The organism is Burkholderia sp. BCC1996, from assembly GCF_905339955.1.
Taxonomy (GTDB): domain Bacteria; phylum Pseudomonadota; class Gammaproteobacteria; order Burkholderiales; family Burkholderiaceae; genus Burkholderia.
The window spans coordinates 97,566-113,112 of sequence record NZ_CAJPHM010000006.1; the positions used below are offsets into that span (position 1 = coordinate 97,566).

General features: G+C 69.3%; 15 protein-coding genes. 11 read left to right on the forward strand and 4 right to left on the reverse strand.

The window, feature by feature from the left end; genetic code table 11:
* Positions 1-5: 5 nt before the first annotated feature.
* A complete protein-coding gene (gap, locus tag U4Z64_RS10505) occupies positions 6-1,016 on the forward strand; it encodes a type I glyceraldehyde-3-phosphate dehydrogenase (RefSeq protein WP_044844172.1) in 1,011 nt (336 codons plus the stop codon).
* A gap of 79 nt (positions 1,017-1,095) precedes the next feature.
* Here the strand turns inward: gap and U4Z64_RS10510 are convergent, their stop codons facing one another.
* Positions 1,096-1,986 carry a LysR family transcriptional regulator gene (locus tag U4Z64_RS10510; protein ID WP_321796780.1) on the reverse strand — a complete coding sequence of 297 codons (891 nt, stop codon included), beginning with the start codon at positions 1,984-1,986 and terminating at the stop codon, positions 1,096-1,098.
* A 162-nt stretch (positions 1,987-2,148) separates the two neighbouring features.
* On the opposite strand from U4Z64_RS10510, the gene U4Z64_RS10515 reads away from it, so the two are divergent.
* The 4 genes from U4Z64_RS10515 (at position 2,149) to U4Z64_RS10530 (ending at position 6,643) form a co-directional block, all read left to right on the forward strand.
* Positions 2,149-2,922, forward strand: coding sequence for an SDR family NAD(P)-dependent oxidoreductase (locus tag U4Z64_RS10515; RefSeq protein WP_124488257.1), 774 nt, complete (start codon positions 2,149-2,151; stop codon positions 2,920-2,922).
* A gap of 170 nt (positions 2,923-3,092) precedes the next feature.
* On the forward strand, positions 3,093-4,547 hold the full coding sequence (locus tag U4Z64_RS10520; RefSeq protein ID WP_321796784.1) for an MFS transporter: 1,455 nt from the start codon (positions 3,093-3,095) through the stop codon (positions 4,545-4,547).
* A gap of 70 nt (positions 4,548-4,617) precedes the next feature.
* Entirely contained in the window at positions 4,618-5,574 is a 957-nt protein-coding gene (locus tag U4Z64_RS10525) for a 2-hydroxyacid dehydrogenase (RefSeq protein WP_321819916.1), read from the forward strand.
* Between the two features lie 10 nt (positions 5,575-5,584).
* Positions 5,585-6,643 carry an L-idonate 5-dehydrogenase gene (locus U4Z64_RS10530; RefSeq protein WP_124488258.1) on the forward strand — a complete coding sequence of 353 codons (1,059 nt, stop codon included), beginning with the start codon at positions 5,585-5,587 and terminating at the stop codon, positions 6,641-6,643.
* Between the two features lie 104 nt (positions 6,644-6,747).
* Here U4Z64_RS10530 and U4Z64_RS10535 read toward each other — a convergent pair whose 3' ends face one another.
* Positions 6,748-7,947: an MFS transporter gene (locus U4Z64_RS10535; RefSeq protein WP_321819917.1), complete on the reverse strand. Its 1,200-nt coding sequence runs from the start codon at positions 7,945-7,947 to the stop codon at positions 6,748-6,750.
* Between the two features lie 302 nt (positions 7,948-8,249).
* On the opposite strand from U4Z64_RS10535, the gene cynR reads away from it, so the two are divergent.
* On the forward strand, positions 8,250-9,140 hold the full coding sequence (gene cynR, locus U4Z64_RS10540; protein WP_321819918.1) for a transcriptional regulator CynR: 891 nt from the start codon (positions 8,250-8,252) through the stop codon (positions 9,138-9,140).
* A 57-nt stretch (positions 9,141-9,197) separates the two neighbouring features.
* Here cynR and U4Z64_RS10545 read toward each other — a convergent pair whose 3' ends face one another.
* Positions 9,198-9,920 (reverse strand): FadR/GntR family transcriptional regulator, encoded by a 723-nt coding sequence (locus U4Z64_RS10545; RefSeq protein WP_185640885.1) that lies wholly within the window; start codon positions 9,918-9,920, stop codon positions 9,198-9,200.
* Positions 9,921-10,122: 202 nt separating this feature from the next.
* Here U4Z64_RS10545 and U4Z64_RS10550 point away from each other — a divergent pair, with 202 nt between their 5' ends.
* The 3 genes from U4Z64_RS10550 to U4Z64_RS10560 all read left to right on the forward strand — a co-directional run bounded on the left by U4Z64_RS10550 (position 10,123) and on the right by U4Z64_RS10560 (position 13,092).
* Positions 10,123-11,442, forward strand: a complete 1,320-nt coding sequence (locus U4Z64_RS10550) for a C4-dicarboxylate transporter DctA (protein WP_124488262.1) — start codon at positions 10,123-10,125, stop codon at positions 11,440-11,442.
* A 103-nt stretch (positions 11,443-11,545) separates the two neighbouring features.
* The gene (alc, locus tag U4Z64_RS10555; RefSeq protein WP_257768597.1) at positions 11,546-12,553 is read left to right on the forward strand and encodes an allantoicase; all 1,008 of its coding nucleotides are present in this window, start codon (positions 11,546-11,548) and stop codon (positions 12,551-12,553) included.
* Positions 12,554-12,567: 14 nt separating this feature from the next.
* Positions 12,568-13,092 (forward strand): ureidoglycolate lyase, encoded by a 525-nt coding sequence (locus U4Z64_RS10560; RefSeq protein WP_044844245.1) that lies wholly within the window; start codon positions 12,568-12,570, stop codon positions 13,090-13,092.
* Positions 13,093-13,302: 210 nt separating this feature from the next.
* Here U4Z64_RS10560 and fur read toward each other — a convergent pair whose 3' ends face one another.
* On the reverse strand, positions 13,303-13,731 hold the full coding sequence (gene fur / locus U4Z64_RS10565; RefSeq protein ID WP_011350926.1) for a ferric iron uptake transcriptional regulator: 429 nt from the start codon (positions 13,729-13,731) through the stop codon (positions 13,303-13,305).
* 142 nt (positions 13,732-13,873) lie between these two features.
* On the opposite strand from fur, the gene U4Z64_RS10570 reads away from it, so the two are divergent.
* The gene (locus U4Z64_RS10570; protein WP_044844162.1) at positions 13,874-14,680 is read left to right on the forward strand and encodes an outer membrane protein assembly factor BamE; all 807 of its coding nucleotides are present in this window, start codon (positions 13,874-13,876) and stop codon (positions 14,678-14,680) included.
* A 65-nt stretch (positions 14,681-14,745) separates the two neighbouring features.
* Positions 14,746-15,543, forward strand: coding sequence for a 4-hydroxy-tetrahydrodipicolinate reductase (gene dapB, locus U4Z64_RS10575; RefSeq protein WP_044844161.1), 798 nt, complete (start codon positions 14,746-14,748; stop codon positions 15,541-15,543).
* The last annotated feature ends 4 nt before the right edge of the window (positions 15,544-15,547 follow it).

Here is a 15,547-nt window from a genome sequence, read left to right on the forward strand (position 1 = left end):
AGACCATGACGATTCGCGTCGCAATCAACGGCTACGGCCGTATCGGCCGCAACACGCTGCGCGCGTTCTATGAAAACGGCAAGAAGCACGATCTCGAGATCGTCGCGATCAACGACCTGGGCGATGCGAAGACCAACGCGCACCTGACCCAGTACGACACCGCGCACGGCAAGTTCCCGGGCGAAGTGTCGGTCGACGGCGACTTCCTCGTCGTGAACGGCGACAAGATCCGCGTGCTCGCGAACCGCAACCCGGCAGAACTGCCGTGGGGCGAGCTGGGCGTCGACGTCGTGATGGAATGCACGGGCTTCTTCACGACGAAGGAAAAGGCGAGCGCGCACCTGAAGGGCGGCGCGAAGAAGGTCATCATCTCGGCGCCGGGCGGCAAGGACGTCGACGCGACGATCGTCTACGGCGTGAACCACGACGTGCTGAAGGCCGAGCACACCGTCATCTCGAACGCATCGTGCACGACGAACTGCCTCGCGCCGCTCGTCAAGCCGCTGAACGACAAGATCGGCCTCGAAACCGGCCTGATGACGACGATCCACGCGTACACGAACGACCAGGTGCTGACGGACGTCTACCACGAAGACCTGCGTCGCGCGCGTTCGGCCACCCACAGCCAGATCCCGACCAAGACGGGCGCTGCGTCGGCCGTCGGCCTCGTGCTGCCGGAACTGAACGGCAAGCTCGACGGCTACGCGATCCGCGTCCCGACGATCAACGTGTCGATCGTCGACCTGTCGTTCATCGCGAAGCGCGACACGACGGTCGAGGAAGTCAACGCGATCATGAAGGAAGCATCGGAAGGCGCGCTGAAGGGCATCCTCGGCTACAACGACGCACCGCTGGTGTCGATCGACTTCAACCACAACCCGGCTTCGTCGACGTTCGACGCAACGCTGACCAAGGTGTCGGGCCGCCTCGTCAAGGTGTCGAGCTGGTACGACAACGAGTGGGGTTTCTCGAACCGCATGCTGGATACGGCAGTCGCATTCGCGAACGCGAAGTAATCCCGCACGTCGCGCGGCCGCCGCACGGCGGCCTGCGTGGCGAACGAGCCCGGCCCGGAATTTTTCCCGGCCGGGTTTTTTATTGCGCGGCGTTCGCCGTCACCTGCTCGAGCGCGTCGACGAACGCGCGCTTCAGCGGGCTGTCGAGGTCGGTCCACGCGAGGCCGATGCCGGTCCGGTGGCCGGCCAGGTCGAGCGGCCGCGCGAGCACGTTCGGCGGCAGCGCGCTCGCGGCTTCCGCCGGGATCAGCCCGATCCCCATGCCGGCCGCGACGAGCGCGAGCATCGTCGTGAATTCCCCGAATTCCTGCGCGATCTCGAGTGTCGTGCCCGCGCGGCTCAGTGCCAGCAGCATGTCGTCGTGAAAGCCGGGCGCGTAGCGGCGCGCGAGCACGAACGCGGGCTGGCCGCGCAACGCGGACGGTGAAATCGTGTCGTGCGCGGCGAGCGGGTGGTCGAGCGGCAGCGCGACCACGAAGCCTTCCTCGAGCACCACGCGCGTGTCGATGCCCGCATACGCGGCCGGCAGCCGGATCATCCCGAAATCGATGCGCCGGTCGCGCAGCGCGGCGATCTGGTCGGGCGTCGGCAAATCCTTCAGTTCGAGCGCGATCAGCGGATAACGCTCGCGCATCGTGCGCAGCACGGCCGGCAGCAGCGCCGGCAGCACCGACGACACGAACGCGATGCGCAGCGTGCCGATCTCGCCGCGGCTCGACAGCCGCGCCATCTGCTCCGCGCGCGCGGCCTGCTGCAGCGTCGCCCGCGCTTCGGGCAGGAACACGCGCCCCGTATCGCTGAGCTCGACCTTGTGACGGTCGCGCTCGAACAGGCGCGCGCCCAGATCCTCCTCGAGCGCCTTGATCTGCATGCTCAGCGCGGACTGCACGATGAACAGGCGCTGCGCGGCGCGCCCGAAATGCAGTTCTTCCGCGAGCGTGACGAAGGCGCGCAATTGCTTGAGTTCCATGGTGGGCGGGCGGTAGCGAACGGTGAAGAGAACGGTGATCGGCTTTCATGATAACCGGATCAAAAAAGACCATTGGCGCGACGCCCGGCCGAGCGCCGAAGATACCCTCGACGCGAGACCGGCCGCGACCGGCGGTCGGCTCGATGGCACGAGGAGACATGCATGAACAACGCGCTTGACCGGTTCCGCCTGGATGGCCGCCGCGCACTGATCACGGGTTCCGGACGCGGGATCGGCCTGACGCTCGCCCGCGGGCTGGCGGAAGCCGGTGCGGCGATCGTGATCAACGATCGCAATGAGGAGAAGGCCGCGACGCTCGCGCGCCATTTCCGCGAGGAAGGCTTCGCGGCCGACTACGCAGTGTTCGACGTCGCCGAGCACGCGCAGGTGCGCGCGGCGATCGACGATTTCGAGGCGCGCGTCGGCGCGATCGACATCCTCGTGAACAACGCGGGCATCCAGCGCCGCGCGCCGCTCGACGCATTCGACCCGGACGACTGGCATGCACTGATGCGCGTGAACCTCGACGGCGTGTTCAACGTCGCGCAGGCGGTGGCGCGCCACATGATCGCGCGCGGCCGCGGCAAGATCATCAACATCTGCTCGGTGCAGAGCGAGCTCGCCCGGCCGACGATCGCGCCGTATGCGGCGACGAAGGGCGCGGTGCGGATGCTGACGAAAGGGATGTGCGCCGACTGGGCGCGCCACGGCATCCAGGCGAACGGCCTCGCGCCCGGCTATTTCGAGACCGAACTGAATCGTGCGCTGGTCGACGACGCGGCGTTCTCCGACTGGCTGTGCAAGCGCACGCCGGCCGGCCGCTGGGGGCAGGTCGACGAGCTGTGCGGCGCGGCGATCTTCCTCGCGTCGGCCGCATCCGATTTCGTGAACGGCCAGACGCTGTTCGTCGACGGCGGGCTGACCAGCGCCGTCTGAGCGGCGACGCTTGCGCCGTGAGCGCAGCGTCGTTGCGCCGGTGAGCGCCGGCCAATGCCGGCTCGCGCCGGCATCCGAATGCCCAGAAGAGCCCGCCGCACGAGCGGGCCGATATCCCGGTGCGTCTCGCGCCGGGTTCCGGAACGGAACGCAGGAGACAGGAGACAACGATGGATCGCACTTCCCCGCCGCCCGCGCGGCGCGATGCAATGCCCGGCACGGACGCGCCGGCCGATGCCGCCGAGCGTCGCGGCGTCGACACGCAGCAGCTGAACCGCGCGGCATGGACCTGCTCGCTCGGCAGCGCGCTCGAATACTACGATTTCGCGCTGTACACGCTCGCATCGGCGCTGGTCTTCGGACCGCTGTTCTTTCCCGCGCAAACCGCCGAGATGCGGTTGATCGCGAGCTTCGGCACGTACTTCGTCGGCTTCGCGGTGCGCCCGCTCGGCGGCGTGGTGTTCGGCGTGCTCGGCGATCGCGTCGGCCGCAAGTTCGTGCTGACCGCGACGGTGCTGCTGATGGGCGTCGCGAGCACGCTGATCGGCGTGCTGCCGACCTATGCGAGCGCCGGCTACTGGGCGCCCGCGCTGCTGGTGCTGCTGCGCATCCTGCAGGGCCTGGGTGCCGGCGCGGAGCAGGCCGGCGCGGCCGTGCTGATGACCGAATACGCGCCGCCCGGCAAACGCGGCTTCTATGCGTCGCTGCCGTTTCTCGGGATCCAGCTCGGCACGCTGCTCGCGGCCGCCGTCTATTTCCTGCTGCTCGCGAACCTCGAGCGCGTGACGGACGGCTGGGGCTGGCGCGTGCCGTTCCTGTTCAGCGCGGTGATCGTCGCGGTCGGACTCTACATGCGCGTGCGGCTGCACGAGTCGCCGACCTTCGTGCGGCTCGAGAAGCGCGCGCAGGTGTCGGCGAATCCGCTGAAGAGCGCGGTCCGGCATTCGAAGCGCACGCTGCTGATCGGCATCGGCCTGCGGATGGCCGAGAACGGCGGCTCGTCGATCTACCAGGCGCTCGCGGTCAGCTATCTCGCCGGCGTGATCGGGATGAAGGGGCCGATCGGCGCGCTCGCGCTGGTGTGCGCGGCGACCGTCGGCGCGTGCACGGTGCCGCTGGCCGGGCGGTTGAGCGATCGCTACGGCCGCGTGCGCGTGTACCGTACGTTCGCGTGGCTGCAGCTCGCGCTCGCGTTTCCGGTGTGGTGGATCTTCAGCCAGGGGAACGTGGTGGCGAGCGTGATCGCGATCTCGATCGCGCAGGGCTTCGCGAACTGGGGGATGCTCGGCGCGCAGGCCGCGCTGCTGCCCGAACTGTTCGGCGCGCGGCATCGCTACATGGGTGTGTCGTTCTCGCGCGAAGTGTCGGCCGTGCTCGCGGGCGGGATTGCCCCGCTCGTCGGCGCGACGCTCATCGCGACCGTGATCGCGCGGCACGGCGGCGACCATGCGGCGGGCGTGCATGCGTGGGTACCGATCGCCGCGTACCTGGTGCTGCTGACGCTGATCACGCTGTTCACCACCGCGCGGATGCCGGAGACGTTGAACCGCGATCTCGACGATCCGCTCGACGCCGCGCAGGCGCAATCGGCCCCGGACGCCGAATCGCTCGCACGGCATGCATGAACGGGCCGGGCGGCCGACGCGGCCCGGCACGCATTCGACTTTCAACGCTTTTCGACAGGAGCAAGCGCAGATGGCGCACGAATCGAACCGGCGGCCCGAGCTGCTGATGACGGGCCCTTACCAGCCGTGGGACGACGCATGGTTGTCGACCGGCTACGACGTCCATCGGTTGTGGGAGGTCGCCGATCGCGCGGCATGCCTCGCCGAACACGGCGCCGGCGTGCGCGCGATCGCGACGCGCGGCGACCTCGGCGCCGACGCGGCGCTGATCGCCGCGCTGCCGAAGCTCGAGATCATCGCGTGCTACGGCGTCGGCACCGATGCGATCGATCTCGCGGCCGCCCGCGAGCGCGGGATCCGCGTGACCAACACGCCCGACGTGCTGACCGGCGACGTCGCCGATCTCGGCGTCGGCCTCACGCTCGCGCTGCTGCGCCGGATCGGCGCCGGCGACGCGTACGTCCGCTCCGGCGCATGGTCCGACGGCGACATGCCGCTCGTCACGCGCCTGTACGGCAAGCGCGTCGGCATCGTCGGCTTCGGCCGGATCGGTTCGACGCTCGCGCGCCGGCTGTCGGGCTTCGACGTCGAACTCGGCTACTTCGACGTCGCGCCGCGCGACGACAGCCAGCATCGCTTCTTCGGCCGGCTGGCGGAACTGGCCGGCTGGTGCGACGTGCTGATCGTCACGCTGGCGGGCGGCGCGTCGACCCGCCACCTCGTCGACGCGGGCGTGCTCGACGCGCTCGGCCCGCGCGGCTATCTGGTGAACGTGTCGCGCGGCACGACCGTCGACGAGCCCGCGCTGCTCGACGCGCTCGAACGCGGCGCGATCGCCGGCGCGGCGCTCGACGTGTTCTGGAACGAGCCGCGCATCGACCCGCGTTTCCTCGCGTTGCCGAACGTGCTGCTGCAGCCGCATCATGCGAGCGGCACCGTCGAGACGCGCCAGGCGATGGGCTGGCTCGTGCGCGACAACCTCGCCGCGCACTTCGCCGGCGCGCCGTTGCTCACGCCGGTCGCCTGAGGAGGCTGTCATGCGTATGCGTTGCATGTGTCTCGTGATCCACGGGCCGAACGACCTGCGGCTCGAGGAGCAGGACGCGGGCGAGATCGGCCCGGGCCAGGTGCGCGTCGAGGTCGCGATGGGCGGCATCTGCGGCTCCGATCTCCATTACTTCCGGCACGGCGGCTTCGGCGCGATCCGGCTGCAGCAGCCGATGGTACTCGGCCATGAAGTCGCCGGCACGGTGGCGGCGGTTGCGCCGGACGTGACGTCGGTGAAGGTCGGCGATCGCGTCGCGGTGAATCCGAGCCGCCCGTGCGGCGCGTGCCGCTACTGCCTCGAAGGGCTGCCGAACCAGTGTCTCGACATGCGCTTCTACGGCAGCGCGATGCGCATGCCGCACGTGCAGGGCGCGTTTCGCAACGCGCTCGTGTGCGATGCCGCGCAGTGCGTGAAGGTGGCGGACCATGTGCCGCTGTCGCTCGCGGCGCTCGCCGAGCCGTTCGCGGTCGGGCTGCATGCGGTGTCGCGCGCGGGCCCGCTGATCGGCCGGCGCGTGCTCGTGTCGGGGTGCGGGCCGATCGGCGTGCTGGCGGTCGCGGCGGCGCGGGTGCATGGCGCGGCCGAGATCGTCGCGACCGACGTGGTCGATGCGCCGCTCGAGGTCGCCCGCGCGCTCGGCGCCGACCATACGATCAACGCGGCGGCCGACACCGGCTGGGTTGCGCGCTACGGTGCCGACAAGGGTACGTTCGACGTGATGATCGAGTGTTCGGGCAATGCGCGTGCGCTGCGCGACGGTCTCGACGTGATGCGGCCGCGCGGCGTCGTCGTGCAGCTCGGGCTCGGCGGCGACGTCAGCCTGCCGCAGAACGTCGTGGTCGCGAAGGAGCTGTCGATCTGCGGCTCGTTCCGCTTCCATGCGGAATTCGCGCTCGCGGTGCAGCTGATCAATGCCGAGCGCGTCGACCTGCGCCCGGCCGTGACGGGCGTGTTCCCGATGCGCGACGCGAACCGCGCGTTCGAGCTGGCCGGCGACCGGCAGCGCGCGATGAAGGTGCTGATCGATTTCGCGGACGCGGCGGCATGATCGTCTGCTGATGGCGCGCGACGGCGCGCAAGGCAAAAAAGGCAAAGAAGGCACGCTCGCGATTGGCGGAGCGTGCCTTTTTCATTGGCTGGAGCGAAACCGGATCATTGCGCGACTTGCCGCGCGCCGATGCGCTGCGACGCGAGCCACAGGGCGATCAGCACGCCCGCGAGCGCGGCGCCCGCGATGCACACGCCGCGCCAGCCGTCGATGCCGTACGCGACGCTCGCCGCGAACGATCCGCATGCGCCGCCGACGAAGTAGCTCGTCAGGTAGATGGTCGTCACGCGGCTGCGCGCGTGGCCCGCGAGTGCATAGATCACGCTCTGGTTCGAGATGTGCATGCCCTGTACGCCGACGTCGAGCAGCAGGATCCCCGCGATCAGCGCGACGAGCGAATGCGCGCCGGCCGCGATCAGCGCGAACGACGCGAGCACGGCCGCCGCGAACAGGCCGGTCGCCGCGTTGCCGTGGCCGCGATCGACGAGCCGGCCGGCCGACGTCGCCGCGAGCGCGCCCACCGCGCCGACGATCCCGAACAGGCCGATCTGCCCTTCGGAATAGCTGTACGGCGGCTGGCTCAACAGGAACGTGAGGCCGGTCCACAGCAGGCTGAAGCACGCGAACACGAGCGCACCGTAGGCCGAGCGCAGCGCGATCAGCGGCTGCGCGCGCACCAGCGCGACGAGCGAGCGCATCAGCGCCGCGTAGTCGAGCCGCGCGTGGCGGCGATCCTTCGGCAGCTTCACCGCGAGCACGCCGGTCAGCGCGAGGATCATCGCCGCGGCGATGCCGTACACCGCGCGCCAGCCGAACCCGTCGGCGATCGCGCCGGCCGCGACGCGCGCGAGCAGGATGCCGAGCAGCAGCCCGCTCATCACGGTGCCGACCGCGCGGCCGCGCGTGCGCGCGTCTGCGAGCGACGCAGCGAACGGCACGAGCAGCTGGGTCGAGCAGGTGACGAAGCCGAGCGCGATGTTCGCGACGACGAACATCGTGAAGTTCGTGCTGAACGCGACGGCGGCCAGCGCGATCACGTTGAGCACGAGCAGCCGCACGATCAGCGTGTGGCGGTTGACCGCGTCGCCGAGCGGGACGATCAGCAGCAGGCTCGCCGCATAGCCGAGCTGCGTCAGCGTGACGAGATAGCCGAGTTCGGCGGGCGGGCGGCCGAAGCTGTGCGCGATCGCGGCGAGCAGCGGCTGCGCGTAGTAGATGTTGCCGATGACGATGCCGCACGCGCAGGCGAACAGCAGCGTCATCGCGCGGGTCAGGGGAGGATGGTTGTCTTGATGCGGTTCCATGGTTGCGAAAGAAACAGCGGTGCCGGCCGGCGGCACGGGCCGTCGGCAACGCGGGGTTGCGGAAATCGGGGCCGGCGTCAGCGGATCGACGATGCGCGCCGGGGGCGCGTGGCCGGCACCCGGTCGGGGCGGCGGCGCAACGTCGTGCGGCGGGCGGGGAGGGCGGGCCCGGCGGGCCGCTCCGGTGCGGCGGCCAGTCGGCGTGCGCGGGAGCGGATGTGCGTATGATGCGGGAACCGAACCATAGCGTCCAAGACTGGATCCTTATGGTATCAATTGGTTATACCAATACCCGGGTCGCCATGCTACTCCGCCACATCCGCTATTTCCTGGCCGTCGCCGAGCAGCGCAGCTTCACGCGCGCGGCCGATGCGCTGCACGTGTCGCAGCCGACGCTGTCGCAGCAGGTCCGCCAGCTCGAGGACACGCTCGGCGTGCAGTTGTTCGACCGCTCGGGCCGCACGGTGCGCCTCACCGAATTCGGCGAGGTCTATGCGCGCCACGCGCGCGCGGCGCTGCACGAGCTCGACACCGGGCAGCGAGCGCTGCACGACGTTGCCGATCTCGGCAGCGGCTCGCTGCGGCTCGCGATGATGCCGACCTTCGCGGCCTACCTGAGCGGCTCGCTGATCGATGCGTTCCATGCGGATTTCCCGAACGTCGCGCTGACGATCGACGCGATGTCGCAGGAGCGCATCGAGGCGCAGCTTGCCGACGACCGTCTCGATGCGGGCTTCGCGTTCATGCCGCCGCGCGCGCCCGACATCGACGCGCTGCCGCTGTGGGACGAACCGCTCGCCCTGGTGACGGGCCGCGCGCACCGCCTAGCCCGCCACCGCCGCGCGCTGAGCCCGGCCGAACTCGCCGGCGAGCCGCTGGTGCTGCTGAGCCGCGCGTTCGCGACGCGCGCGAGCATCGACCGGTATTTCATCGAGCAGGGTGTGCAGCCGAGGATCGCGATCGAGACGAATACGATCAGCGCGGTGCTCGAACTCGTGCGCCGCGGGCGGCTCGCGACGGTGCTGCCCGACGCGATCGCGCGCGAGAGCGGCGACTTGTGCGCGCTGGAACTCGATCCGCCGCTGCCGTCGCGCACGGCCGCGCTGCTCACGCGCAAGGGCGCATACCGCAGCGTCGCGGCGCGCGCGTTCATCGAGCGCGCGCTCGCGTATCGCGATCCTTCGGGGGGATGACCGGTACGACCGGCGAACCGCTGTCGCGCCGGCCGCGACCGTAGGCCGGCGGCTGCGTCAGGTGCCCGGCGTCGGGAAGAAGATGCCCGCGCGCTGCGCGGCGTTCGCGATGTGCGTCTCGATCGCGGTGCCGGCCGCGGCCGCATCGCGGGCGATCAGCGCGTCGACGATCGCGCGGTGCTCGTGCCACGTCGACAGCAGCAGCTCGCGCCGGTAGAACGGCATGCGCTGGCTTTCCTTCATGATGTCGGCGCTGCTGCGCAGCACCGACTCGATCGCCGCGTTGCCCGCGAGATGGATGATCCGCATGTGGAAGTCGAAGTCGAGCTGCGACGCTTCGTCGAGCGCGCTGTCGGTCAGCGCGACGTGCAGGTCGGCGAGGTTGTCCTCGAACCACGCGATGTCGTCGTCGCTGACGACGTGCGCCGCCATCCGCGCGGCGAACCCTTCGAGCGCATAGCGCATCTGGTACGTATCGGGCGGCGACGACTGCTCGGCGAATTGCCACGGATGCGCGGCCGACGCCTGCGCGCTTTCGACGTACACGCCCTTGCCGGCGCGGATGCGCAGCATCCCGAGCGCCTCGAGCGTCGACAGCGCCTCGCGCAGCGACGCGCGGCTGATCTCCAGCTCCTCGGAGAGCTGGCGCTGGGCCGGCAGCAGGCTGCCGACCGGATACACGCCTGCCTCGATCCGGTCGCGGATCGTCGCGATGGCGGCGTCGGTCACGGTGTGCGGAACGTTTTTCATGATGTGAACGATGGCCGGTCTGACCGGCATTGTAATCCGCACGCGCGCGGTGCACGACCGGCCTACGGGAAAGCCACGATCCGCCCCCGCACGGTGCGGGGCACAGGGGCGGGAAATCCCTATTTTGTCCGTCCTTGACTCGACTATATCGGCTTCCTACTATCCACCATAACATCACTGGTCTTACCAGTATGAACAGACGAAACTGCAACCGTTGGATCGGGAGAGCGCCGTGTCGAAATTCCTCAATTCGCTGTTTGGCCGGGTAGTCGTCGCATTGATCCTGGGGGTCGCGCTCGGCGCGTTCTTCCCGCATTTCGCCGAGTCGCTCAGGCCGCTCGGCGACGGCTTCCTGAAGCTCATCAAGATGGTCATCGGCCCGATCGTGTTCTGCGTCGTGGTCAGCGGGATGGCCAATGCGGGCGACCTGAAGAAGGTCGGCCGGGTCGGCCTGAAGGCGGTCGTCTACTTCGAGATCATGACGACGCTCGCGCTCGGCATCGGGCTCGTCCTCGCATGGGTCACGCGCCCGGGCGTCGGCATGAACATCGACCTGCGCTCGCTCGACGCGGCCTCGCTCTCGACGTACGCGAAGAACGCCGAAAGCCTGAAGGACACGGCCGGCTACCTGATGAAGATCATCCCCGAGACCGCGATCGACGCGTTCGCGAAGGGCGACATCCTGCAGATCCTCGTGTTCGCGGTGCTGTTCGGCTCGGCGCTGTCGCTGCTCGGCGACAAGGCGCAGCGCGTCAATTCGCTGATCGAGGAACTGTCGCACGTGTTCTTCCGCATCATCGGCTTCATCATCAAGCTCGCGCCGCTCGGCGTGCTCGGCGCGATCGCGTTCACGACCGGCAAGTACGGCGTCGCGTCGCTCAAGCAGCTCGGCTACCTCGTCGCGGTGTTCTACCTGAGCTGCTTCGTGTTCGTCACGGTCGTGCTCGGCGCGGTGATGCGTCTCGCGGGCTTCTCGGTGTTCAAGCTGATCCGCTACCTGCGCGAGGAACTGTCGATCGTGCTCGGCACGGCGTCGTCGGACGCGGTGCTGCCGCAGGTGATGAGCAAGCTCGAATACATGGGCATCAAGGATTCGACGGTCGGCCTCGTGATCCCGACCGGCTATTCGTTCAACCTCGACGGCTTCTCGATCTACCTGACGCTCGCCGTGCTGTTCATCGCGCAGGCCACCAACACGCCGCTGTCCACGCACGACCTGATCGTCGTGCTGCTCGTGTCGCTCGTCACGTCGAAGGGCGCGCACGGGATTCCCGGTTCGGCGATCGTGATCCTCGCGGCGACGCTGTCGGCGATTCCCGCGATTCCGGTGCTCGGCCTCGTGCTGATCCTGCCGGTCGACTGGTTCGTCGGCATTGCCCGCGCGCTGACCAACCTGATCGGCAACTGCGTCGCGACGGTGGTCGTCGCCGTGTGGGAGAACGACATCGACCGGGCCCGTGCGAAGCGCGTGCTGAACCGCGAACTGCGCTACGTGGCCGACGAAGCCGGCAGCGCCGCGCCGGTCGCCGGCGACCAGGCCCACGCGCTCTGAGCGCACCCGCGCGCGAAGCGGCCTCTCGGGCTGCTTCGCGCGAACGAATGTCCCGTGGCCGGCGCGACGATGCGCCGGTCCTTGCCAAAATAATGGAGACGACATGGCAGCCCCCATCCTCGATCCGAATGCGCCGGCCTTCACGCGGCGCTACATGAACCTCGCCGACCCGCGCCTGGGCGCGCAGGCGCTCTTCGCAAGCGACGAATTCTTCGCGCCGAAGGAGCGCATGCTGAATCCCGAGCCGGCCGTCTTCATTCCCGGCAAGTACGACGACCACGGCAAGTGGATGGACGGCTGGGAAACGCGCCGCAAGCGCACCACCGGCCACGACTTCTGCGTGGTCCGGCTCGCGCGGCCGGGCGTGATCTACGGCGTCGATCTCGATACGAGCCACTTCACCGGCAACTTTCCGCCGGCCGCGTCGATCGAGGCCTGTGCGGTGGACGGCGACACGCCGCCGGACGACACCGAATGGCGCACGATCGTCCCCGCGACGACGCTGCAGGGCAATTCGCATCACTACGTGAGCGTCGACGATGCGCAGCCGGTCACGCACCTGCGCGTGAACCTGTATCCGGACGGCGGGCTCGCGCGGCTGCGCGTGTACGGCCAGCCGCAGCGCGACTGGCGCCACGTGCCGGCGGGCGAACTCGTCGATCTCGCGGCGATCGAGAACGGCGGCTATCTGGTGGCCGCGAACAACCAGCACTTCGGTCCGGCCTCGCAGATGCTGATGCCGGGGCGCGGCGCGAACATGGGTGACGGCTGGGAAACGCGGCGCCGCCGCGAGCCCGGCAACGACTGGGCGATCGTCGCGCTGGCGCGGCCGGGCATCATCCGGCGCGTCGAGGTCGATACGGCGTTCTTCAAGGGCAACTTCCCCGACCGCTGTTCGCTGCAGGCCGCGCACGTCGCCGGCGGCACCGACGATTCGCTCGTCACGCAGGCGATGTTCTGGGCCGAACTGCTCGGCGAGCAGAAGCTGCAGATGGACCACGTGCATACGTTCGACCAGCTCGCGGCGCTCGGCCCCGTCACGCACGTGCGCTTCAACATCTTCCCGGATGGCGGCGTGTCGCGCCTGCGTCTGTGGGGCGAGCCGGCTTGAAGGAGGGCATCGGCATGAGCGGACCACACATCCTGCGCGTCGAGCGCCTGACCCGCGAGGCCTTCGCGCCGTTCGGCGACGTGATCGCGCTCGAAGGGGCGCGGCACTTCCCGATCAACGGCGGCACGACCGAGCGCTTCCACGATCTCGCGACGATCGACGTCTGCGCGGACGGCGGCCGGCCGCTCGTCAGCGTGTTTCGTGCGCAGCCGCGCGCGCTGCCGGTGGCGATCACGCTGATGGAGCGCCATCCGCACGGCAGCCAGGCGTTCATCCCGCTGGCGGCCGTGTCGCGCTATGCGATCGTCGTCGCGCCGGCCGGCGAGTTTCGGCCCGACGCGATGCGCGCGTTCCTCGCCGAAGGCTGGCAGGGCGTGAACTACGCGAAGGGCGTCTGGCACCATCCGCTGCTCGCGCTCGACGCGGTCAGCGACTTCGTGATCGTCGACCGTGGCGGCCCGCAGCCGAACTGCGACGAGATTCCGCTCGACGACGCGTGGGCGCTCGAGTTCGAGCCGGCGTGCGCGAGCACGGCCTGACGCGCGAAGGTAGGGTCAGGGGTTGAGCGGATTCGAGTGGATCGAGCGCCGCGCGCCGGCGACACGCGGCGCCTCGTCCCGCACGATCGACCGAAAACGTTCCCGACCCGGTCCGCACGCGACGTGCGGGCCGTTTTTCCATCCCGAAAACAATACGGCCCGGGCGGCGAGCTGCCGGCCGGGCCGTCGCGCGTGCGCGCAGGGTGCGGATCAGTGCTTGCGGTGCGGGCAGTTCTCGGTCGTGCAGGAGCCGTACATCGCGAGCGAGTGTTCCTGGAGCCGGAAGCCGCGTTCCTTGGCGATCGCTTGCTGGCGGCCTTCGATCTCGGCATCGAAGAATTCCTCGACGCGGCCGCAATCGAGGCAGACGAGGTGATCGTGGTGCGAACCTTCGTTGAGCTCGAACACGGCCTTGCCGGATTCGAAGTTGCTGCGCGTGAGCAGGCCGGCCTGCTCGAACTGCGTCAGCACGCGGTAAACGGTGGCGAGCCCGATGTCGAGCTGCTCGTTGAGCAGGTTGCGGTAGACATCTTCGGCCGTCAGGTGACGCACCGGGCTTTGCTGGAAGATCTCGAGAATCTTGAGGCGCGGTAGGGTGGCCTTTAGCCCGATATTCTTGAGATCCGTCGGATTGGTCATGGCTAGGCATCCCTAGAGTACAATGCAGGGCTTCAATGTTACCGGCTTTTGGCCGTTCCAGAAACACGCGCGACCCGCGACGCGGGCCAGCTCGGTGACGGAAATGTTCCCGGAATCCCTTTCGCACTATCAGAGGAGTCGCATGCGGAGTGCCATCATCGCTGCCGCCGCCGTTGCCGCGCTGGCTGGTTGTTCGTCGTACGACAGCGTGACGCAGCGCATCGCGCAGAGCATCACGCCCTATCGGATCACTGTCGTGCAGGGCAACTTCGTGTCGCAGGAGAAGGCCGCGCAGCTGCAGGCCGGAATGACGCGCGAGCAGGTGCGCGCGTTGCTCGGCACGCCGCTGCTGTCGGACATGTTCCATGCCGACCGCTGGGATTACCTCTTTTACTTCAAGCGCGGCTCGACGTCCGTCGTCCAGCAGCGTGACCTCGTGCTGACATTCTCGGGCGATCGCCTCGCGAGCTGGACGGGCGCCGACAACCTGCCGTCCGAACTCGACCTGCTGGCCGATATCGACGGCGATCGCGGCGGCAAGAAGGCGAAGGCCGCGGCCGCGGCGAAGAAGGCGTCCGAAGCCGCCGCTGCCGCTGCTGCGGCGAGCGCCGCGCAGGCGACCGCTGCCGCGAGCCCGTCCGTCGAGCCGGTTTCCGGCGCGGCGGTCGACCAGGATGCGAACGCCCAGGCGGCGCGCGCGGCGAACCGCGCGACCAACCAGGTGTCGGGGCAGGGCACGACCGCCCGCCGCTTCACGCCGTCGGCGCAGGCCTCGGGCGGCGCGCCGGTGCCGGGCGGGCAGCCGCCGGGCGCCGCGCCGGCGATCCAGCCGCAGTTCCAGTTCCATCGCCCGCCGCAGCCGAACGCGTCGAACGAGGCGTCGCCGCCGGTCGGCCCGCAAGGCTCGGACAACCTGCAGAACCAGCCGCTCACCGCGCCGGCCCAGTAAGCGGCTGGCGTACGGAAACAGGGCGGCATGCGCCGCCCGCCTTTAGACCTGTCGTGTAGAAAGCCATGAAGATTGCGATTGCCGGTGCATCGGGCCGTATGGGCCGGATGCTGATCGAAGCCGTTCTCAACGATTCCGACGCGCAGCTCGTCGGCGCGCTCGACCGCGCCGATTCGCCGTTCCTCGGCCAGGACGCGGGCGCGTTTCTCGGCAAGGAAACCGGGATCAAGCTGACCGACGACCTCGACGCCGTGTTCGCGCAGGCCGACTACCTGATCGACTTCACGCGGCCGGAAGGCACGATCGCGCACGTCGCGGCCGCGCTGCGCCACGACGTGAAGCTCGTGATCGGCACGACCGGCTTCACCGCCGAGCAGAAGGCCGAGCTGCAGGCCGCGGCAGGCAAGATCGGCATCGTGTTCGCGGCGAACATGAGCGTCGGCGTGAACGTCACGCTGAAGCTGCTCGAATTCGCGGCGAAGCATTTCTCGCACGGCTACGACATCGAGATCATCGAGGCGCACCACCGTCACAAGGTCGACGCGCCGTCGGGCACCGCGCTGATGATGGGCGAGGCCGTGGCCGGCGCGCTCGGGCGCTCGCTCGACGACTGCGCGGTGTACGGCCGCCAGGGCGTGACGGGCGAACGCGACCCGTCGACGATCGGCTTCGCGGCCGTGCGCGGCGGCGACATCGTCGGCGATCACACCGTGCTGTTCGCCGGGATCGGCGAACGGATCGAGATCACGCACAAGTCGTCGAGCCGCGTGTCGTACGCGCAGGGCGCGCTGCGTGCGGTCCGCTTCCTGTCGGCGCGCGGCGCCGGCCTGTTCGACATGCAGGACGTGCTCGGCCTGCGCTGACCCT

What these genes read in the sequence shown, in the direction of transcription:
- gap (WP_044844172.1), top strand. Translation starts at nt 6, where the DNA reads ATGACGATTCGCGTCGCAATCAACGGCTACGGCCGTATCGGCCGCAAC.
- U4Z64_RS10510 (WP_321796780.1), bottom strand. Translation starts at nt 1,986, where the DNA reads ATGGAACTCAAGCAATTGCGCGCCTTCGTCACGCTCGCGGAAGAACTG.
- U4Z64_RS10515 (WP_124488257.1), top strand. Translation starts at nt 2,149, where the DNA reads ATGAACAACGCGCTTGACCGGTTCCGCCTGGATGGCCGCCGCGCACTG.
- U4Z64_RS10520 (WP_321796784.1), top strand. Translation starts at nt 3,093, where the DNA reads ATGGATCGCACTTCCCCGCCGCCCGCGCGGCGCGATGCAATGCCCGGC.
- U4Z64_RS10525 (WP_321819916.1), top strand. Translation starts at nt 4,618, where the DNA reads ATGGCGCACGAATCGAACCGGCGGCCCGAGCTGCTGATGACGGGCCCT.
- U4Z64_RS10530 (WP_124488258.1), top strand. Translation starts at nt 5,585, where the DNA reads ATGCGTATGCGTTGCATGTGTCTCGTGATCCACGGGCCGAACGACCTG.
- U4Z64_RS10535 (WP_321819917.1), bottom strand. Translation starts at nt 7,947, where the DNA reads ATGGAACCGCATCAAGACAACCATCCTCCCCTGACCCGCGCGATGACG.
- cynR (WP_321819918.1), top strand. Translation starts at nt 8,250, where the DNA reads ATGCTACTCCGCCACATCCGCTATTTCCTGGCCGTCGCCGAGCAGCGC.
- U4Z64_RS10545 (WP_185640885.1), bottom strand. Translation starts at nt 9,920, where the DNA reads ATGCCGGTCAGACCGGCCATCGTTCACATCATGAAAAACGTTCCGCAC.
- alc (WP_257768597.1), top strand. Translation starts at nt 11,546, where the DNA reads ATGGCAGCCCCCATCCTCGATCCGAATGCGCCGGCCTTCACGCGGCGC.
- U4Z64_RS10560 (WP_044844245.1), top strand. Translation starts at nt 12,568, where the DNA reads ATGAGCGGACCACACATCCTGCGCGTCGAGCGCCTGACCCGCGAGGCC.
- fur (WP_011350926.1), bottom strand. Translation starts at nt 13,731, where the DNA reads ATGACCAATCCGACGGATCTCAAGAATATCGGGCTAAAGGCCACCCTA.
- U4Z64_RS10570 (WP_044844162.1), top strand. Translation starts at nt 13,874, where the DNA reads ATGCGGAGTGCCATCATCGCTGCCGCCGCCGTTGCCGCGCTGGCTGGT.
- dapB (WP_044844161.1), top strand. Translation starts at nt 14,746, where the DNA reads ATGAAGATTGCGATTGCCGGTGCATCGGGCCGTATGGGCCGGATGCTG.